Consider the following 20,352-nt stretch of genomic DNA (forward strand, 5'->3'; position numbering starts at 1 on the left):
AGTTCAACTCCTTCCAAACTTCCTTCACGTTCATCGTTCACGAAGACGACGACTCCGGGTAATCAATTCTTGTAACTTGGATGCCTGGTCTACTATACTTTCGGCATCTTGTCCGATTTCCCTTTTCGCTCGTTCGATTTGACGCTGTTCCTCATAACTGTTTATGACCTTAATGTATTCATCTAAAACCTCTTCGGTCAGTTCGTCCGGTGCGGACATGAGCCGAATCTCGGCATACCGATTCGCATAGTCCGGACGTTGGTCACAATAGCGCTCCATGAACGGGGGCGCCACTTGTTCGAATTCTTCATGCGTCATGTCCTCCGAGACGATCTCATAGAGGGCCGTCGCCAGCATGCGATGCACTTCGTCCTGATAGGCTAGCCCGAGGCGGTCCCTGACGAAGCGGACCCGCTCCGGACCACTCAGCATGGCCCGAAGCAACAGCTTTTCGGCTTTGACATAACGCGGTTCATTCGTCTTAGATGAACGCCGGCGAACCGGTTCAGCCTCCGGCACTCGTTGGGGTGCGATTTCTTTCGGTCTTGTCGAGGGCATCCGTGACAACAATGTCTCGACTGGAATCTCAAATTCGTCGGCCAACTTTCTCACATATAAATCACGTCGAATCGAATTGTCCGTTTTACTGATTTCCACAAGCATAGATTCAATAAAACGAATCCGTTCTCCTTCTCGATTCATATTTTTCCCACGCCGTAGCGTCCGGTTCATGAAATCGAGGACGGATAAACGCTCCGATTCGACAAGTCTGTGCCACTGCTCCGCCCCGTTCGTCCGAATATAATCATCCGGGTCGGTCTTCTCAGGTAACATCAGCACCTGGACATCGAGCGGATAGCCCTCGAGCAAGCGGACGACTTTCATCGTCGCTTCCTGTCCGGCCGTATCACCGTCATAACAGATGATCACTTCTTCGACCATGCGTGCTAACGCACGGGCATGCTGCGTCGAAAACGCCGTCCCGAGCGACGCGACGACTTCCTTCGTCCCGGCTTGCGCGACTTGCAAGACGTCGACGTTCCCTTCCACGAGCACGACCCGTTTTTGCTTTCGCATCGTGGCCCGTGCCTGTGAAAAGCCGAAGAGGAGTTCACTCTTGTTGAACAAGGGCGTATCCGCCGTGTTGACGTACTTTGGCTGTCGCTCATCGATCGCCCGTCCGCTAAATCCGACGATGGTGCCGTCTCGATCCGCAATCGGAAAGACGACTCTGCCTTCAAACCGGTCAAAATATTCACCGGACCTCGACTTAGAAATCAACCCCGCCTCCACCATGACCTCGAGGTCGAAACCTCTTCGTTCCAGTGAATCAACGGTAAAACGGCGATGATCAGGCGCATAACCGATCTTATACTGTCCGATCGTCGTCTCCTGTAGACCGCGCGCTTGCAAATACGTCAATCCGACTTCGCCCGCTTCGGTCTTCATCAACACTTCATGATACAAATCCGCCACGACACGATGGGCATCGCGCATCTGTTTACGAATGACTTGGTCTCGTGACAACTCCTCATCGCCAGACACCCCGCCCTCGATGGCGATGTTCGCCCGCGTCGCGAGACGTTCAATCGTCTCTGGAAACGATAGTCCTTCCGTCTCCATAACGAACGTGAACACGTTCCCGCCGGCGCCGCACCCGAAACAATGGTACATCCCTTTTTCCGGGGACACGGAGAACGATGGACTGTTCTCCGAGTGGAACGGACAGAGACCGACGAGGCGATGGCCTTGCTTCTTCAATTCAACGCGTTCACTGATTAAATCAACGATATCTGTGGCTTGTTTCACTTCCGCAATGACTTCATCCGGTATTCGCGGCAACTCGACCACTCCCTATCCAAACTCGCAACGAAACGGAACGTTCACCACGTTCCGTTTCACTGTAATGTCAGTACTCTATTATACCGTTAACACCAGTCGATTACTAATCCGAGTACTCAATCGTCTTTCGATTGGTCGAGCATCCGTAAAATGATGCCTGCCGTCTCTTCGACGGCTTTGTTCGTCACGTCGATGACCTCGCAACCGATTCGTTCGTAAATCCCTCGGGCATACTCGAGTTCACGATTGATGCGTTCGAGTTGGGCGTAGTCGGCCTCCGGTTTCAAACCGAGCGACTTCAACCGTTCCATCCGAATCGAAATCAACTTATCCGGCGAGATGATCAACCCGACGCACTTGTCAGGCGGCAAATCGAACAGTTCTTCCGGCGGGCGTGATTCCGGCACGAGCGGTACGTTGGCGACCTTATACCGCTTCAACGCCAAATATTGTGAGAGTGGCGTCTTGGATGTGCGTGATACGCCGACGAGGACGATATCAGCTTTTTTCAAGCCTCTTGGGTCACGTCCGTCGTCGTACTTGACCGCGAACTCCATCGCTTCGATTTTCCGGAAGTAATCCTCATCGAGACGATAGATGAGTCCCGGTTTCTCGCGCGGACTCTCTCCGAGTTGACCGGCGAGCACGTCGAGTAAGTCGCCGAGCAAGTCGACAGTCTTCACGTCATGCGCTCGTCCGAGTTGGACGAGGAGGGCCCGATGCTCTTCGTTGACCAACGTGAAGGCGATGACCGCTCCTTGGGCACGCGCTTGTGTCACGACATCGTGAATCGTCTGTTCATCTTCCACGAACGGAATTCTAAGCGTCTCAATCGCATTCTCGTGAAACTGGATGCTCGCGGCGCGGACGACGAGTTCACACGTCTCCCCGACCGAATCGCTCACGACAAATACGAGTTGTTTTTGTGTCAGTGTCAAACCAGATTCCTCCTCAGAACGACTCATCGTTGGCGAGTGCGATCAATACTTTCGTCATGTTCGTCTTCGTCATGCGACCGTGCACAATCAGCTTGCCGTCTTTCTCTTCGACGACTGGCATGGCATCGATTTGTTTCTCGATCAGCTTCATCCCGGCCCGAATCAACGTCTCACTCTTCTCGCACACCGTGATGTTCGGCATGCGGGTCATGATGACGTTGACCGGCAATTGATCCAAGTCTTGATTGCCGATGGCGGCCCGAAGTAAGTCTTTACGTGACAAGACACCGACGAGCTCATTGTCCTTGCCGACGACGAACAGCGAACCGACGTCTTCTAAAAACAAGGTCACGACGGCGTCATACACCGTCATCTCGTCACTGACGACTTTCGCGGACGACATGAAGTCGCCGACCGTCAATGAATCCAATTTTTCCCGAAGCAGGGATGAGTTTCGTTTGCCGACGAACGTGTAGCCGACACGTGGCCGGGCTTCTAGTATTCCAGTCATCGTCAAGATGGCCAGGTCCGGGCGGAGCGTGGCGCGAGTGAGCGACAGCTCTTGCGCGATCTGCTCACCCGTGATCGGTCCGTTGACCCTGACGATCTCAACGATCTTCTGTTGGCGCTCATTCAGCTGCATAGCCAACCCCCTCAAGTTTGGTCAGAGTACGAGCGCGCTAAAGTCGGCGACGCTCTCGATTGTCATGGCGAGTCGTTTTATCTCGCGCAGACGGTTCTCGCGAATCGCTTCAACGTCGCTCATGACCATTGTATTTTCAAAATAAGCGCTAATCGGTTGTTCCAATACGCGCAATGACGCGATCGCTTGATGATAATCCCCATCCGCGACGGCTCGCTCCGTTTCTGGTAGCGTCGTTTCGATGGCGACATGGAGTTCGTTCTCTTCTTTGTTTTCGAACAATGCCGGATCGACCTCTCCAGCCTCACCTTTCTTGGCGATATTGACGACACGCGTCAATTGCTCAATGAGTAGTTTCGCATCGTTTGCGAGCATGGCTTGAACCGCATCCGCTCGGGCATCGAGCCGGTTGATGGCGAGCTCTGTCGTCAATACGGCGTCGATGACGTCATAACGGACTTGCCGTTCTTGGAGACGATACTTCAGGCGAAGCATGAAGAAGTCTTTTAGTTGCGCCTTGACTTGTTCTTTATCGGCATCATAAAGTCCTGCCTGAAGTTGCGAATCGACAACTTGTGAAAGTAATTTGTCGAGTGGGAGCGCAATCTTCCAATCCGCTAGAATTTGGACGACCCCTTGGGCTTGACGACGAAGCGCGAACGGGTCTTGCGAACCGCTCGGAATCATGCCGATTCCGAAGAATGCAGCGATCGAATCCAATTTATCGGCGAGTGCGAGAACCGCACCCGTTGGCGTCGATGGTGACGCGTCGCCCGCAAAGCGTGGCATATAGTGTTCACGGATGGCTGCGGCCACTTCTTTGTCCTCACCTTGTTGGAGCGCATACTTCTCACCCATCACCCCTTGGAGTTCTGTGAACTCATACACCATTTGGCTGACGAGGTCGAACTTATGGATGGCACCAGCACGCGCCACTTTGGCTGCATCCGCATTGAACAATGGCGCCAGCGTTCCGGCGAGTTGTTCCACCCGACGGACCTTGTCTCCCGTCGTCCCCAACTTCTCATGGAAGACGATGCGGTCGAGACGGACGAGTTGATCGTCAATCTTCGTCTTTTGGTCTTCCTCATAGAAGAAGACGGCATCTGCCAAGCGAGCCCGGATGACCTTCTCGTTCCCTTTGGCAACGTTTTGAAGATGGTCCGCGTTCCCGTTACGGACGGTCACGAAATAGTTTTTAAGCGTTTCACCGATATAGACCGGGAAATAGCGTTGATGTTCTTTCATCGTCGTGATCAATACTTCTTCCGGAAGTTCGAGATAGCTTGCATCGAATTCACCGAACAGCGCAGTCGGCCATTCGACGAGGTTCGTCACTTCCTCGAGCAACGACGCGTCGAGCGGAACCGTCCACCCTTGCTCAGAAGCCAACTCGTCGATTTGACGTTCGATGCGGGCCTTACGGTCTTCATATGACGCGACGACGAATTCGCGTTCGAGCGTCTCGGCGTAGGCGGCCGGCTCGGCGATCGTGACGTCACCTTTACTCAAGAAGCGGTGACCACGTGTCACGTTTCCTGTCTTTACGCCTTCGATTTCAAAATCGATTTGCTCGGCACCGAACAACGCGACGAGCCAACGAATCGGACGCATGTAGCGGAGACTGCTCGTGCCCCACTTCATGTTTTTAGGGAACGTCATACCACGGACGACGTCTTCGAGTGCCGGAAGCAGCGTGCTCGTCGCCTGTCCTGACTCGTGACGGTCTGCGAACACGTACTCGACACCTTTCTCTTCAGCGAAGTACAAGTCGTCGACCGAGAGACCGCGGCCACGGGCAAACCCAGCGGCTGCTTTCGACCAGTTTCCTTCAGCGTCTTGAGCGATCTTTTTCGCCGGTCCGCGAAGCGTCTCCGTCAAGTCTTGTTGCTTCTCTTCGACGTCTTTGACAAGAACGGCGAGACGGCGCGGTGTTGAATAGACGGTCAATGTCCCGAACTGGACACGGGCGTCCGTCAAGAAGGCGGTCACACGCTCTGCCAATTGTTTCTCCGAACGGAGGACATATTGCGCTGGTAATTCTTCAAGTCCGATTTCTAATAAAAGGTCACGCATCAAGGGCACCTGCTTTCTCTTGGTTCAAAAGTGGGAAACCGAGACGTTCCCGCTCTTCGATAAATTTGGCAGCACACGCACGGGACATGTTGCGGACACGTTGGATGAAACCGGTCCGTTCCGTCACCGAGATGGCGCCTTTCGCATCGAGTAGGTTGAACGTATGCGAACATTTGAGGATATAGTCGTAAGCCGGGAAGACGAGGTTCTCGTCAAGGGCACGCTTCGCTTCTTTTTCGTACGTATCGAACAACGTGAACAACATGTCGACGTCTGAAAGTTCGAACGTATATTTTGAGTGTTCATACTCGGGCTGGTAGAAGATGTCCCCATACTTGAATCCGTCCGTCCAGACGAGGTCAAACACGCTCTCGACTTCTTGGATGTACGACGCGAGACGTTCGAGACCGTATGTGATCTCGACGGCGATCGGGTCACACTCGATGCCACCGACTTGTTGGAAATACGTGAACTGGGTGATCTCCATCCCGTTCAACCAAACTTCCCAACCTAGACCGGCCGCGCCGAACGTCGGGTTTTCCCAGTTGTCTTCGACGAAACGGATATCGTGCTCGAGCGGGTTGATTCCGATCAACTCTAAACTTTCTAAGTAAAGCTCTTGGATGTTGCTCGGTGACGGCTTCATGATGACTTGGAACTGATGATGCTGATACAAACGGTTCGGGTTTTCACCGTACCGTCCATCCGCCGGACGACGTGATGGCTCCGTGTAACAGACGTTCCACGGCTCTGGTCCGAGACTCCGTAAGAACGTCATCGGGTTCATCGTACCGGCCCCTTTCTCAACGTCATACGCTTGCATTGTCAAGCAGCCTTTCGACGCCCAGAAATTTTGTAACGTCAAAATAATTTCTTGCACGGTCATGTGCTTCATATGTGACACCTCCAAAAGTATTGAAACGACAAAAAACGCCCCTATGTGCCATGCACATAGGGACGGGATTACCCGCGGTTCCACCCTACTTGCCTCGAGATGAGGCCACTCTTTGGATTGTGGGCGCTCCGGAATTGCCATTCACTTCCCCCTGGCGTTCGGCTCCCACCTCCCCGAACTCGCTGTACCCATGGCGTAAAAGCTACTCGTTTCCTTCATTGCGCACGCTATTTCATTTGTCTAATCGTAGATTATGGTATCGAATCTTGTCGAAAAAGTCAATCGTCGTTCAAGTAAAGGCGCTGCATTTGATCGAGGACACGTTTCGTCTTCAGCCGCAAGCCACTGTATGATTCCATATAGGCGTCGAACAGCTGCCTGAGCAGAATCCGCGTCTCTTTTGTGAGCGGGACGTTACTGAATTCGGACAGCTCGTGTCGGCTCATCAAATAGAGGAGCTTCGCTAGACGTTCGCTCATGCGGGCCGACCCTTCTTCTTGGTGACGCGAGCAAAGAAAACCACCGGCCGCCACTGAAAAATACATCGGGTCGGTCACATCGTTGCAACGGATGCACCCGGTCAAAACGGGTGCGACCCCGAGCAAGTGCAAAATGCGCAGTTCAAAGTGGTGCGTGATCACATCCGGGTCCATCCCTGCATTGAGCGCCTGCAGGGCGTCGTTCAAGATGCGATAGAGCGGGCGGTTCGGCACCCGGTCCTCGACGGTGCGGTCGACGAGCTCGAGCCAGTACATGGCGTACGCCATGCGCTCGACGTCTTTCCGGATTTCCGGATAGGACGTGATCACATCCGACGACTTCAGTTGACCGAGGCCACGGCTCGCCGGGAAAATATACACCGCCTCGACGAAAGGCTGGCTCGACGCATGCAAGCGACTGCCCGGCTTTTTCGCACCGCGCGCCATGACGGCGACTTTCCCGAGTTCTTCGGTGAACAACGTGACGACTTTGTTCGACTCCCCGTAATTGACCGTCCGAATGACGATTCCCGTGACCTTTTGCAACATGGCTTAATACTCGTCGTCGCGGAAACCGAGGTCGCGGAGTTGGCCCATCTTGTTACGCCAATCTTTTTGCACTTTCACCCATAGGTTCAAATACACTTTTGTCCCGAGGAGCGCCTCGATGTCGTGGCGTGCTTCTGTCCCGATTTCGCGGAGCATCGCACCTTTTTTGCCGATGACGATTCCTTTTTGCGAATCACGCTCGACCATGATTACGGCCTCGACATCAATCATTTCCGAGTTTTCCCGTTTCTTGATCGATTCGATGGCGACCGCGATTGAGTGCGGCACTTCATCACGCGTCTTATGGAGCACTTTCTCGCGAATCAATTCAGAGATGATGAACCGTTCCGGGTGGTCTGTCACTTGGTCGGCCGGGTAATACATCGGTCCTTCCGGGAGCAACTTTTTGATTTCTTTAAGGAGCGGTTCGACGTTATTGCCTTGAAGTGCCGAGATCGGGACGTACGCCGCGAAATCGAGTTGGTTCGTATACTGCTCGATGACAGCCGGAATCTCGTCCGGATGAATCAAATCGATTTTGTTCATGACGAGGATGATTGGCGTATCGAGCCCTTTTAACTTCTCGATGATGAACTCATCGCCGGCGCCGCGCGGTTCCGTGACGTTGACCATGAAGAGGATCGCGTCGACTTCACGGAGTGCGTTCGTCGCGACTTTCATCATGAAATCGCCGAGGCGGTGTTTCGGCTTATGAATCCCTGGCGTGTCGATAAAGATGATTTGCGAATCATCCGTCGTATATACACCTTGGACCTTGTTGCGCGTCGTCTGCGGCTTGTCTGACATGATGGCAATCTTTTGTCCGATGACCCGATTCAAGAACGTCGATTTCCCGACGTTTGGACGACCGATGATGGACACAAACCCTGATTTAAAATCTTCTTGATACATAGTGCACCTGCTTTCTAAATTTCCAATACGTTCAATCATATAACGAATTTGTCGATTACATAAGGGCCAAAAATGAAAAGTGCCGTGATGGCGGCCCCGATGGCGGCAACGAGCACTGATCCGGCTGCGACGTCTTTCGCTTGCTTCGCTAACGGTTTGATGTCTTTCGTGACGAGGTCGACCGTGCGCTCGACTGCCGTGTTCATCAGCTCGAGCGCGATGACGAGTACGACCCAACCGAACAGAATCAAGTTCTCGAGTTTCGTCGTTGGGAGCCACCAGGCAAATACGACGACGAGCAGGCTCGATGCGAGATGAATCAGCATGTTGCGTTCGGTCCGCACTGCGTGCACGATGCCGTGCACGGCGAACCAGAACGGTTTCACACTTCGCCTCGTTTCAGCTCGAAGTGAGCGAGCACTTGTTCTTGGCGCGCCGTCATCTCCGCTTCTTCCTCAGGCGTCATGTGATCATAGCCGAGGAGATGTAAGAAGCCATGAATGGCCAAAAATCCGAGTTCTCGTTCGAACGAGTGGCCATAGTCGGCCGCCTGTTCGCGGCAACGCTCGACCGAGATGAGTAAATCGCCAAGGAGACGAGGCTCGTCTTCATCGAGCATGAAATCCATCTCTTCTTCGCCCATCTCGTCAAAAGCAAAACTGATCACGTCGGTCGGCGCATCTTTCCCGCGCCATTCCCGATTGATTGCTTGAATCTCGTCGTTCGTCAAAAAGGTGACCGACAGTTCGCTCGGTTCTTCAATGTCCTCTTCGAGCGCTGCGTGCATCAAAATAGATTCGACGAGCTCGACTTGAGCATCGGTCAACAACCCGTGCTCATCGTTCGAAATGATTTGCATGTAATTCGCCTTCTTTCTTCAGTTCTGGGTACTCGATCCGTTCATGGAACAAGCCGGTCAACGTCTCACACGCGCTCTCCCCGACCCGCCATACTTCTTTCGTCGTCAACTCGCAGTCTTCGAACTGTCCGTCTTGCAACTTGTCACGGATGATCGCGCTGACGAGCTGCCGGATCCGTTCTGGTGTCGGCTGCTTCTGTGACCTTACCGCCGCCTCAATCGAATCGACGATCATGACGACCGCCGCCTCGCGTGTCTGCGGTTTCGGTCCCGGGTAACGGAAGCGCGACTCAGTGACATCTCGTGTCTCTTTCGCTTTCACATAAAAGAACTTCAACAATGACGTGCCGTGATGTTGCTCGGCGATATCGATGATTTCTTTCGGTAGCTTGTAGCGGCGCAACAGATCAGCACCGTCATACGGATGGGCCATGATGATGTCGGCCGATTCTTCCGGCGTGAGCCGGTCGTGCGGGTTGACGCCGCTCTGTTGGTTCTCGATGAAGTGGAGCGGCCGCTCGGTCTTCCCAAGATCATGGTAATAACTAGCGACCCGTGCGAGCAGTCCGTCGGCGCCGATCGCCTCGCAAGCCGATTCAGCCAGGTTGGCGACCATCATGCTGTGATGATACGTACCCGGTGCCTCCATCAACAATTTCCGCAACAGCGGGTGCGTCGGGCTCATCAATTCGATTAAGCGACCCGATGACAAGACGCCGAACCACGGCTCGAGGAACGGCAGGAAGCCGAACGTGAGCACGATTGATAACAGGGCACTCGTGATCGCGAAGCCTGACAGATACGCGACCATCTCCCATGTCACTACCGTGTTACGCAGGAACAAGAGCGCGAGCACCATAATGATGTTGATGATGCCGAGCAAGACACCTGACAAGAATAACCGTTTCCGCTGAATCTTTGGTTCGACGAGGAAGACAGCCAGGAAACTACCGGTCGCAAAATAGACGACCGTCATGAAGCTCGTGTTTTGCCCGAAACTCGCCACGATCGATCCGGCGATCATCGTAATGAGTGCCGAGGCGAGCGCGACCCGCTCATCGACAAGGATACGGAGCAAGAGGACAACGAACGCCGTCGGGGCGAGCACGTATGCGTACGTCGTAAACTCGATGCCGATATAGCCGACCCCGAAAAAGATGCCGAGTTGAAGCAGTAACAACCCGTACACGGTAATCAAAATTTTAGGACGAAGCAACAACTGTTGAATCTTCGACCGGATCAACATGAACAGAAATCCGGTCGTCAACAGTCCGCTCAGTAAGTAAGCCCCGAACAGCGGTGCGAACGAACGGTTCGGGTCGATCGCACCGGTCAATTCGAGCTTCCGATAAATCTCACGTGTCACGACCTCGCCTTGATTGACGAGCAATTGTCCTTCTTGGATGATGACCGGCTCGACCGCGTCGAGCGCCTGTTGTTCTTTCTCGCGCGTCGCCTCAGAGTCGAACACGTAGTTCGGGACGATCAATTGATCGCTCAGGCTGTTGGCGATGGCCCGGAACTCGAGTGAGAGCGGGGATTGGTCGACGAGCGTCTCGGCCCGGTCTCTCGCTTCTGAGATCGACTGTGAGCTCGTCTCGATGCGGTTGCCCATTACTTCTTGGAGCGCCGTCACGGTGACGTCTTCGACCGTACGACGCGTGTTCTCAGTCGCCTCGAGCAACAGATTCAACTCGTCGTCACCGAGAAAGCCATTCACTTCGGTCGAGTTCAACCGGTTCTTAATATCCGAGAGTTCGGTCTCTTCTCCCGTCTCCTCGAACGCCGCGAACAATTGCTCGACTTTGGCGATTTGTTGATCGGCAAACTCGCGTCGGAGCGAAAATTGACTACCGACGCCATTGACGGCTTCTTGTTGCAACCGTTCCGTCGCCGTTCGGTCCTCGACCGTGATGGGCGAGCGGATATCCTGTTCGGCAATCCCGAGCGGTTCGACGCTAATAATCGATGGGCGCACCGTAAAATAGAGAATCGCGCCTAGAATGAGAAAAAAGAGGACGGAGATTGTCGCGACCGTCCAATGACGTGCTTGCTGCATCAGTGCCCCCCCTTTTTGTTATGTGAGTTCGGTACTATAGGCGTTAATAATTTTCTTGACGAGCGGATGTCGAACGACATCGGACGACGTGAAGTGTTCGAAATGAATCCCTTCGACTCGCTCGAGCAGGTGTAACGCCTCTTGAAGACCTGACGCCTTCCCTTTAGGTAAATCCACTTGCGTCAAGTCGCCGGTGACGACCATTTTCGACCCGAAACCGAGTCGCGTCAAGAACATTTTCATCTGCTCTTTCGTCGTGTTCTGCGCCTCATCTAAAATGACGAACGCATCTTCAAGCGTGCGTCCTCGCATATAGGCGAGCGGGGCGACTTCGATTGTGCCACGTTCGAGCAACCGATTCGTCTGCTCGACGCCATAGACGTCAAACAAGGCGTCATAGAGCGGACGTAAGTATGGATCGACTTTCTCTTTCAAGTCACCTGGCAAGAAACCCAAGTTTTCCCCTGCTTCGACGGCTGGACGCGTCAAAATAATACGTTTGACTTGTCCTTCTTTCAATGCCCGTGCTGCCAAAACGACGGCCAGATAGGTCTTTCCGGTCCCGGCCGGCCCGATTCCGAAGACAAGATCGCGTTTTTCAATGGCACGAACGTAGCGGCTTTGTCCGACTGTCTTCGCCCGGATCGGTTTGCCTTTGTTCGTCGTGAAGACGACCCGCTCATAATGCTCGAGCAGTTCATCGCCTTTGCCGACCTTGATATGTTGAATCACGCTGATGGCATCACTCTCGTTCAAGCGAGCCCCTTTTTTGACAAGCTGTTGTAGCGTCTTGATGACGGTTTTCGTCAATTCAAGTGTGTCAGCAGTATCGGCCTGAATGATCAATTCTTCTCCACGAGGAGTGAGTGCGACCGCGAGTTCTGCCTCGATAGCGTGAAAGACCTCGTCTTTCGGCCCGAGGAGTGCCTGTGCTTCGTTCGCATGTTCCATGACGAACGGTATCTTATCAGTCATAATCAATGGTTGTTTCTCCTCCCCATCAGTAGATTGTTCCTTCTTTACTTTAGCACTATCAAGCCGTTCGTGAAAGAAAGACCGTCCGTTTTGGCCACAAAAAGAAGCAGTGACTCAATGTCACTGCTTCAGGCTTAGCGACGGCGTTTCGACACCGGCGGCTGCAAAATTTCACTCCAAACGACAGCTTGCCGAACTTGCTTCATCGACATGCGCGGTTGCGGTTGCGGCCGCGACTCGGTTGCCTCCGAAATCGGCGGAATCTTGACCGTCTGTTCGAACTGCGCACTCACGTGCGGTAATTCTTCCCGCCGACGCGGCGGTTGAGACTCTCTTGATTCAGCTGGGGCAGCGACACGACGACGCAGTTTTTGCGGCGTCGGTTTTTCCTTGCCATCGCGCGGCTCGTCAAATGTCGCCTCGACTTCTTTCATCATGTCACCGACCGTATCGAGATAGCGTTTCAAATCCGTACTCGGCGGCCGTTCTCCAGTAGAAGATGATTTCTCCATCCGCTTCATGACCGCCGAAGCGATCCCGAATGCGGCGAGGAGTAGTACCCAAAGTCCATCCATCCCGATCACTCTTTGTCAGATTCGACTGGGTGACCGATCGCTTTACGCATTTCTGTATCGGCTTGGACGTTCAAGTAGTTGACGTAGTCCATGACACCGAGCTTACCGTGGCGAAGCGCATCTGCCATCGCAAGCGGGACTTCAGCCTCGGCTGCGACAACTTTCGCGCGCATCTCTTCGACTGATGACTTCATCTCTTGCTCACGGGCGATCGCCATCGCGCGGCGTTCCTCCGCTTTCGCTTGCGCGATTTTCTTATCAGCCTCGGCTTGGTCTGTCTGAAGGACCGCTCCGATGTTTTTACCGATATCAATGTCGGCGATATCGATGGACAAGATTTCAAACGCGGTCCCTGAATCAAGACCTTTCGTCAATACGGTACGTGAAATCATATCCGGATTTTCCAAAACGTGTTTATGGTTATGTTGCGAACCGATCGTCGAGACGACCCCTTCACCTACACGGGCGATAATCGTTTCTTCTCCGGCACCCCCGACAAGACGGTCGATGTTGGCACGAACCGTGATCCGGGCTTTCGCTTTCACTTCAATCCCGTCCATGGCCACACCGGCGATGAACGGCGTTTCGATGACTTTCGGGTTGACGGACATTTGAACAGCCTCTAACACGTTTCGGCCGGCAAGGTCGATTGCTGCGGCACGTTCAAACGACAATTCGATATCGGCACGGTGGGCCGCAATCAAGGCGTTGACGACACGGTCAACGTTACCCCCAGCCAAGAAGTGACTCTCGAGCTGGTTCGTATTTAAGCCAATACCGGCTTTGACCGCTTTGATGAGCGGGTTGACGATTTTCGATGGGACGACGCGACGGAGTCGCATCCCGATCAATGTGAAAATCGAGACGTGGACGCCAGCGGCGAACGAGCTGATCCACAGCCCGACCGGGACGAACGTGAAGAATACGGCGAGCGCAATCAATCCTCCACCTGAGATGAGTAACGTGGTCAATAGTTCTGGTGTCATTCTGTTACATCCTCCTTCGGCTCTATAAAGCTACGGACGACAACGCGCCCTGAATCGACTTTATACACCTGAATTTTCGTTTGCGAATCGAGATAGCTACCTTCTGTCACGACATCAATCCGTTCTCCGTCAATCTCAGCGGTACCCGCCGGGCGCAGCGGCGTCAATGTGACCCCGACTTTCCCGAGCAACCGTTTGCGGTCATCGTGTGACAGATACCCTTTGTCTGATGACGTCGAATCGGTCAAAATCAACCCTTTATACATGAGCGAACGATTGGACTGCAGGCGACGATATGCCCAAAATCCGAGTCCAGCGACGATGGCCGTGGCTAAACCGAGCGACAACCATAGTTGCCCGATCGTGGCGCCCGCCATAATCAAACTGGCGACGACCGCCCCGATCCCTAGCACGCCGAAAAATCCAAAACCGGCAACGAACACTTCAATTCCTAGAAGGACGATCCCGACAAAAAACACCGTCAGAATCACTCCGAGACCAAATGTCATCGTATTGCAACCCCCTTCCGAGTTCACAAGCTACCTCTTATCTCTAGTGTATACGAAACAAGTTTGCTTGTGGTTTCAGAATACGCAAAAAAAGACAGAAACTTTTGGTTTGACCCAAAAGCTCCTGTCTCTTTCATTAATTCGTCAATTGTTGTTTGACAATGCGGTTCACAAGACCACCGTCTGCCTTGCCTTTAACTTGAGGCATGACGACGCCCATCACCTTACCCATATCTGACGGGCCTGTGGCATTCGTTTGAGCAATAGCTGCTTTCACGATCGCCGTGACTTCATCTTCAGAAAGTTGTTCAGGCATATAGGCCTCTAGTACGACAATCTCGTCAGCTACTTTAGATGCAAGGTCTTCACGACCAGCGCTTTCGAATTCTCGGAGGGAGTCTCTGCGCTGTTTCATCTCTCGGTTGAGCACCGTGAGTTCCTCTTCCTCAGTAAGATCTTGTCGACCAAATTTGATGGCCTCATTTTGGAGCGACGCTTTGACCATTCGGATCGTCGTAAGACGATCTTTCTGTTTTGCGCGCATGGCTTGCTTCATGTCGTCCGTCAAGCGTTCTTGAAGACTCATGAGCTAACACCCTCTCTACAAATGAAACTGAAATTAGAATTTCTTACGCTTACGCGCAGCTTCTGATTTCAATTTGCGTTTTACGCTTGGCTTTTCGTAGTGACGACGTTTGCGAACTTCGGCAAGAGTGCCATCTTTCGAAACACCGCGTTTGAAACGACGAAGAGCGTCTTCAAGCGATTCGTTTTTACGGACACGAGTTTCCACTAGTTTTCCCTCCCTCCGAATTACACGACTAAGGAAACGTGTTTCACACGTCATAACATATTATAGTGAAAGTAAGTCGTGCGGTCAACCACTAGTTATTAATAGTCGCTATCTGAACGTCCGCCTGTGACGATGGCGATTCCAGCTGATGCGCCGATGCGCGTCGCGCCGGCATCGATCATCGCTTGTGCGCCTTCGAAATCACGTACGCCGCCTGAAGCTTTGACACCGAGATCTGGTCCGACCGTCTCACGCATGAGGCGGATATCTTCTACCGTCGCGCCGCCTGTTGAGAAGCCAGTCGACGTTTTCACGAAGTCTGCACCTGCTTTGACTGAAAGTTCAGCCGCTTTTTTGATTTCTTCTTTTGTAAGGAGGCACGTCTCAAAGATGACTTTGACGAGCGTCCCGTTTGCCGCTTCGACGACAGCGCGGATATCGCGTTCGACGAGATCGAAGTCGCCGTCTTTCATGGCGCCGATGTTGATGACCATGTCAATTTCATCTGCACCGTTGGCAATCGCGTCTTTTGTTTCGAACGCTTTCACTTCTGGCGTGTTGGCTCCGAGTGGGAACCCGATGACCGTACATACTTTGACGTCGTCATCTGATTTGAGTTGTTCCGCCGCGTACTTCACCCATGTCGGGTTGACACAGACGCTTGCGAATTTGTATTCGAGCGCCTCGGCACAAAGTTTCGTGACTTGATCTTTCGTTGTTTCTGCCTTCAAGGCTGTGTGGTCGATATAACGTGCTAATTCCATCGTAAAATTCCTCCTCTGATGTATCGGTCTGACATATAGGTCTGACATCTAACATATTATCATGTTTTCTTGAAATGTAACAGCTTTCAATTCAGACGAGTTGACGACGTTTTCGTGTCTGAATCCAGCTGTTCCAACTAAAGAAGAAAATCGCAATCCAGATGCACGTGAACGCAAAAATGTGATAACCCGTGAACGGCTCATTATAGAGGATGACCCCGATCGCGAGACTGAGCGTCGGTGCGATGAATTGAAGAAACCCGACAAGCGTGAACGGGATATGTTGCGCCCCGTACCCGAACAAAAGAAGCGGCAACGCCGTCATCACGCCTGTCCCGATCAAGGCGACCCAAATGACCGGTTCGGTCGTCATCGTCAATCCGCCCTGTGACGTCTGCCAACCTAAGAAAATGATAGCGACCGGCACGACCGCGAGCGTCTCAATCCCGAGACTGACCGTCGAGGCAAGCGGTCGGCGTTTCTTCACCATGCCGTAAAATCCGAACGTACTGGCCAGAATGAAGGCGATCCACGGGAACGACCCATACCCGAACGTCAAAACGAGCACACCGATCGCCGCCACCGTCACCGCGAGCCATTGGACTCGGTTTAATGATTCCCGAAAAACAAGCACACCTAACACCATGCTGACGAGCGGATTGATGTAATAGCCAAGTGACGCCTCGATGATATAGCCGTGATTGACCGCCCATATGTACACGAACCAGTTGGCGCTGACGATGAAGCCGTTCAACATGAAGGCGTTCCGCGTCGCCCGGTGCCGGAGCGCATAGTTGAACTCGGTCCACTGCTTCGTCCATTTCAAGACGAGTAAGATGAAGAGAAACGACCAGACGATTCGATGGGCCAAGATTTGTCCGCTCGGTATCTCCTGTAAAAACTTCCAATAAATCGGTAGGACGCCCCACATGACGTAGGCTCCGACCGTCGGCATGACGCCTTTGTTCACTCCGTTCACCCGCTCTCGTAATCAATTATCGTCAGTGTAGTCGATGCGATTAGGACATTCAAGCGAATTCTTTCGCCATGCCCACGACAAAAGAGGTGCGCTCGCAAGCGCACCTCGCATCACTATGAATGTTAGTTCGGAATCGTCGCCACGGTCGCGAGCGCTTGCTCCAAATCTTCAATCAAATCTTGTACATCTTCGAGACCGACGGAGATGCGGACGAGTCCGTCCGTAATTCCGAGCTCGAGACGGCGTTCCGCCGGGATTGACGCATGCGTCATCCGGGCCGGGACGCTAATCAAGCTCTCGACCGCGCCGAGACTCTCGGCGAGCGTGAAGAACTTCGTCTTCGCGACGACGAGTTCGGCCGCTTCGGCTGAACCGACATCGAAGGCGATCATCCCACCGAAGCCGCGTGCCTGCGACAAGTGGACCCGCTTCGCTTCTTCGCTGCCGACACTCGGATGTAGGACACGGCTGACGGCTTCATGCTTCGTCAAGTAGTCGACGAGCGCGAGCGCGTTTGACTCGATCGCTTCCATACGGACCGCGAGCGTCTTGATGCCACGGACGACGAGGAAGCTGTCTTGCGGCCCGAGTACCGCGCCGACTGAATTTTGAAGGAATGCGAGACGCTCTCCGAGTTCTTCCGTCCGAGCGACGACGAGACCAGCGACGACGTCGCTATGGCCACCCAAATATTTCGTGGCGCTATGAAGCACGTAGTCCGCCCCCAATTCAATCGGATTTTGGAAGTACGGGGTCATGAACGTGTTGTCGACGACGAACAGGACGTCCGCCTCGTCAGCGATGGCGCGAATCAGGCGCATGTCGGTCACGTTCAACAGCGGGTTTGTCGGTGTCTCGACGTAAATCATTTTCGTGTTCGGTTGGAGCGCTTCACGGACCGCTTGCGTATCGGCCGTATCGACAAAAGATGCCTCCAAGCCAAGTGATTGAAATACTCGATTGAATACACGGTACGTTCCCCCATATACGTCAGAACCGACGATGACGTGGTCCCCTGATTTCATTAACATTAAAATCGTCGAGATGGCTGCCATCCCGGAGCCGAACGCGAATCCACGAGCACCGCCCTCGATATCGGCGATGAGCGTCTCGAGTGCCGTCCGCGTCGGGTTGGCCGTCCGCGAATACTCATATCCGTCCCGGAGATTGCCGATGCCGTCTTGCTTGTACGTGCTCGTCTGATAAATCGGTGGCGTGACGGCTCCCGTTAACGGATCCGTCGTTTTACCGCCATGAATGAGTGCTGTTTTTGTACGCATATTCTGCCTCCTTGACTATTCCTTGACTTAAATACCGTTCGACACTGTCCGGTAAAATCGTGACGATGACACCTTCCGTCATCTTCGCCGCTTCTTGAACACATGCCGCGATGGCCGCTCCGGATGAACTTCCGACGAGCAAGCCTTCTTGTTTAGCGAGATGAGCGACATAATAAAACGCCTCTTCGTCCGTAATCGTGTAAATCCCGTCGACGAGGTCGTGCGGCAAGAACGCCGGCCACGCCTCGACCCCAATTCCTTCTGTCTTATGGGGGCCAGGAGCTCCCCCGTTCATAATCGACCCAACCGGTTCGACGACGATCGCCTTCGTCCCGTTCGGCCGCAATTTGCTCGCGACACCGGTAAACGTCCCCCCTGAGCCGGCTCCGGCGATGAACACATCGATGTTCGGAAGGTCGGCCTGAAGCTCGAGCGCGAGCGTGTCGACGTAGGCGTCCGGGTTATCCGGGTTCGAGAACTGTTCCGGCACATAGGCGTCATGTTCGATGGCGAGTTCTTTCGCCCGCGCGATGGCGCCTTTCATCCCAAGTTCGGTCGGCGTGTTGACGACGGTCGCCCCGAAAAGCGTCATGAGCGCCTGCTTCTCTTGACTGAACTTCTCCGGGGTGACGGTCATCAACTTGATGCCGTGTCGTTGACAGGCGAGCGCGAGCCCGATTCCGGTGTTCCCAGCCGTCGGTTCGACGACCGTTCCCCCGCGTTCAAGTTGTCCACGTTCAAGCGCCCGTTCAATCAATTGCAGACCGAGCCGGTCCTTGACGCTACCGCCCGGATTCATCATCTCGAGCTTGCCGTATACTTTGACGCCCGCAGGTACCGGCAACGTCCGTAACTCAAGCAGAGGCGTCTCACCAATCAATTCATAGACGCTATGGACAATCATTTACGCTTCGTCCTTGAAGATGATGTGCCACTCGTCACGCTTGGCAAGCATATCGGCCGCGAGCTTCTTCGCGCCTTCGAAATCGTGATGGTTCGCGCTCCCGCATTGAATTGGGTTTTGTGCCGGCAACTCCGTCGCATTTGCTGCGTCGCGGAGTGTCGCTTCGACGAGGTCGAGCATCGCTTCGTAATCCCCATCGTTCAACATCGTCCAATAGAAGCCTGTCTGGCAACCCATCGGCGAGACGTCGATGATTTGATTCGAATGGCTGCGGCTGTTCTCGGCGATCAAATGCTCGAGCGAGTGGACGGCCCGCATTGGCATGAGCCCTTCGTTCGGTTGAATGAAGCGAATGTCATATTTATAAATCGTATCGGCCGTCCCTTTCTTCACTCCGGCTAAACGGACGTAAGGCGCTTGTACTTTTGTATGGTCTAAATTGAAGCTCTCGACTTTATAACTTTTCATGATTGAGTTCCTCCTGATTGTTTCGTGGCCACGACGAGCCAGACGAATTTATTTTTTTGCGTGAGCGTAACCGTATAGCCGTTTGCTTCGAGCATCGCTTGAATCGTCTGGGTATACGGATAAAACTCTCGATTCAAATCCTCGAGTAAATCGGTATAGCCGTTCGCTTCGGCCCAGTCCAAGATGCCCCGTTTCGCTGTTTGCGAGGCGAACATCGTATCAAGCAAGACGAAGCGCGGGGCGTCGAGGTGTTCGACGTAACTTCGAATCGCCGTCCGTTTCTCGTCATCCGTCAAATGATGGAACGCATACGACGACACGATCGTATCGACGGACTTGTCCGTCGGATAGTTGAGAAAATCACCGTCAATGATATCGAGCTGTAACTTCTCAGCCGCGACGGCCCGCATCTCTGGCGACGGTTCGACAGGGATGAGGTCGTGCCTCTCTAGAATTCTTGCGCTTAAGTTCCCCGTCCCAATCCCGAACTCCATCACTCGGCCTTCTAACTGGTCGACGACCTCGCCGAGCATCGTCTCGTACCCCGCGAATACTTCGCGATATTGTTCGTCGTGTCCGGTCACGGCCGCGTCATATTCCGACGCCCACTCCTTAAAAATGTCCATGAACTGTAATCCCATTCTGTCACCCCATCATCTTTATTCCGACTATATCGATAAGTTTTATATGATTTATCTACTACAGACTGTATCAACTTACGCTAGAAATCTCAAGTAAATTGTTCATTTCGTTTTAGAGACTTCATTTTTTTGAGAATTGGAGGCCTACACTGGAAAAAGACCTATATGCCAATTTGAGCACATAGGTCCAAAGTAATTGTCAGAATCTTTTAATTTGTTAAAATTC

22 protein-coding genes are annotated in these 20,352 nt (G+C 53.3%); all 22 read right to left on the reverse strand.

Annotated elements, in window-relative coordinates; genetic code table 11:
* Positions 1–30 precede the first annotated feature (30 nt).
* The 22 genes from dnaG to KNP02_RS00685 all read right to left on the reverse strand — a co-directional run bounded on the left by dnaG (position 31) and on the right by KNP02_RS00685 (position 20,126).
* Entirely contained in the window at positions 31–1,851 is a 1,821-nt protein-coding gene (gene dnaG / locus KNP02_RS00580; protein ID WP_233004389.1) for a DNA primase, read from the reverse strand.
* A 107-nt stretch (positions 1,852–1,958) separates the two neighbouring features.
* A complete protein-coding gene (locus KNP02_RS00585; protein ID WP_052090136.1) occupies positions 1,959–2,807 on the reverse strand; it encodes a pyruvate, water dikinase regulatory protein in 849 nt (282 codons plus the stop codon).
* Entirely contained in the window at positions 2,794–3,423 is a 630-nt protein-coding gene (gene ccpN / locus KNP02_RS00590; protein WP_214706224.1) for a transcriptional regulator CcpN, read from the reverse strand. The genes KNP02_RS00585 and ccpN overlap by 14 nt, the downstream gene beginning before the upstream one ends.
* Before the next feature lie 21 nt (positions 3,424–3,444).
* Entirely contained in the window at positions 3,445–5,499 is a 2,055-nt protein-coding gene (gene glyS, locus KNP02_RS00595) for a glycine--tRNA ligase subunit beta (protein ID WP_214706230.1), read from the reverse strand.
* Positions 5,492–6,385 carry a glycine--tRNA ligase subunit alpha gene (gene glyQ, locus KNP02_RS00600; RefSeq protein WP_371743415.1) on the reverse strand — a complete coding sequence of 298 codons (894 nt, stop codon included), beginning with the start codon at positions 6,383–6,385 and terminating at the stop codon, positions 5,492–5,494. The genes glyS and glyQ overlap by 8 nt, the downstream gene beginning before the upstream one ends.
* Positions 6,386–6,672: 287 nt before the next feature.
* Positions 6,673–7,422 carry a DNA repair protein RecO gene (recO, locus tag KNP02_RS00605; protein WP_034778111.1) on the reverse strand — a complete coding sequence of 250 codons (750 nt, stop codon included), beginning with the start codon at positions 7,420–7,422 and terminating at the stop codon, positions 6,673–6,675.
* A gap of 3 nt (positions 7,423–7,425) precedes the next feature.
* A complete protein-coding gene (gene era, locus KNP02_RS00610) occupies positions 7,426–8,334 on the reverse strand; it encodes a GTPase Era (RefSeq protein WP_029595225.1) in 909 nt (302 codons plus the stop codon).
* A gap of 35 nt (positions 8,335–8,369) precedes the next feature.
* Positions 8,370–8,720 (reverse strand): diacylglycerol kinase family protein, encoded by a 351-nt coding sequence (locus KNP02_RS00615; protein ID WP_034778113.1) that lies wholly within the window; start codon positions 8,718–8,720, stop codon positions 8,370–8,372.
* On the reverse strand, positions 8,717–9,193 hold the full coding sequence (gene ybeY, locus KNP02_RS00620; RefSeq protein ID WP_034778115.1) for an rRNA maturation RNase YbeY: 477 nt from the start codon (positions 9,191–9,193) through the stop codon (positions 8,717–8,719). Before ybeY ends, KNP02_RS00615 begins: the two co-directional genes overlap by 4 nt.
* The gene (locus KNP02_RS00625) at positions 9,171–11,252 is read right to left on the reverse strand and encodes an HD family phosphohydrolase (RefSeq protein WP_214706238.1); all 2,082 of its coding nucleotides are present in this window, start codon (positions 11,250–11,252) and stop codon (positions 9,171–9,173) included. The genes ybeY and KNP02_RS00625 overlap by 23 nt, the downstream gene beginning before the upstream one ends.
* A gap of 18 nt (positions 11,253–11,270) precedes the next feature.
* Complete coding sequence (locus KNP02_RS00630) at positions 11,271–12,227, reverse strand: PhoH family protein (RefSeq protein WP_034779973.1); 957 nt, start codon at positions 12,225–12,227, stop codon at positions 11,271–11,273.
* Positions 12,228–12,361: 134 nt separating this feature from the next.
* Positions 12,362–12,802, reverse strand: coding sequence for a hypothetical protein (locus KNP02_RS00635; RefSeq protein ID WP_214706245.1), 441 nt, complete (start codon positions 12,800–12,802; stop codon positions 12,362–12,364).
* 5 nt (positions 12,803–12,807) lie between these two features.
* Positions 12,808–13,788, reverse strand: a complete 981-nt coding sequence (gene floA / locus KNP02_RS00640) for a flotillin-like protein FloA (protein ID WP_034778121.1) — start codon at positions 13,786–13,788, stop codon at positions 12,808–12,810.
* On the reverse strand, positions 13,785–14,297 hold the full coding sequence (locus KNP02_RS00645; RefSeq protein ID WP_214706247.1) for an NfeD family protein: 513 nt from the start codon (positions 14,295–14,297) through the stop codon (positions 13,785–13,787). Before KNP02_RS00645 ends, floA begins: the two co-directional genes overlap by 4 nt.
* Before the next feature lie 136 nt (positions 14,298–14,433).
* Positions 14,434–14,883 (reverse strand): GatB/YqeY domain-containing protein, encoded by a 450-nt coding sequence (locus tag KNP02_RS00650; protein WP_021065683.1) that lies wholly within the window; start codon positions 14,881–14,883, stop codon positions 14,434–14,436.
* 33 nt (positions 14,884–14,916) lie between these two features.
* Positions 14,917–15,111: a 30S ribosomal protein S21 gene (rpsU, locus tag KNP02_RS00655; RefSeq protein ID WP_029334745.1), complete on the reverse strand. Its 195-nt coding sequence runs from the start codon at positions 15,109–15,111 to the stop codon at positions 14,917–14,919.
* A gap of 77 nt (positions 15,112–15,188) precedes the next feature.
* A complete protein-coding gene (deoC, locus tag KNP02_RS00660; RefSeq protein WP_029595219.1) occupies positions 15,189–15,854 on the reverse strand; it encodes a deoxyribose-phosphate aldolase in 666 nt (221 codons plus the stop codon).
* Between the two features lie 91 nt (positions 15,855–15,945).
* Entirely contained in the window at positions 15,946–16,824 is an 879-nt protein-coding gene (gene rarD, locus KNP02_RS00665; protein ID WP_233004393.1) for an EamA family transporter RarD, read from the reverse strand.
* A gap of 131 nt (positions 16,825–16,955) precedes the next feature.
* Positions 16,956–18,113: a bifunctional cystathionine gamma-lyase/homocysteine desulfhydrase gene (locus KNP02_RS00670; protein WP_214706251.1), complete on the reverse strand. Its 1,158-nt coding sequence runs from the start codon at positions 18,111–18,113 to the stop codon at positions 16,956–16,958.
* A complete protein-coding gene (locus tag KNP02_RS00675; protein ID WP_214706253.1) occupies positions 18,079–19,017 on the reverse strand; it encodes a PLP-dependent cysteine synthase family protein in 939 nt (312 codons plus the stop codon). Before KNP02_RS00675 ends, KNP02_RS00670 begins: the two co-directional genes overlap by 35 nt.
* Positions 19,018–19,485, reverse strand: a complete 468-nt coding sequence (locus KNP02_RS00680) for an S-ribosylhomocysteine lyase (protein ID WP_021065678.1) — start codon at positions 19,483–19,485, stop codon at positions 19,018–19,020.
* Entirely contained in the window at positions 19,482–20,126 is a 645-nt protein-coding gene (locus tag KNP02_RS00685; RefSeq protein ID WP_034778130.1) for a class I SAM-dependent methyltransferase, read from the reverse strand. Before KNP02_RS00685 ends, KNP02_RS00680 begins: the two co-directional genes overlap by 4 nt.
* Between the last annotated feature and the right edge of the window lie 226 nt (positions 20,127–20,352).

The organism is Exiguobacterium sp. s40 (genome assembly GCF_018617905.1).
Lineage (GTDB): Bacteria > Bacillota > Bacilli > Exiguobacteriales > Exiguobacteriaceae > Exiguobacterium > Exiguobacterium mexicanum_A.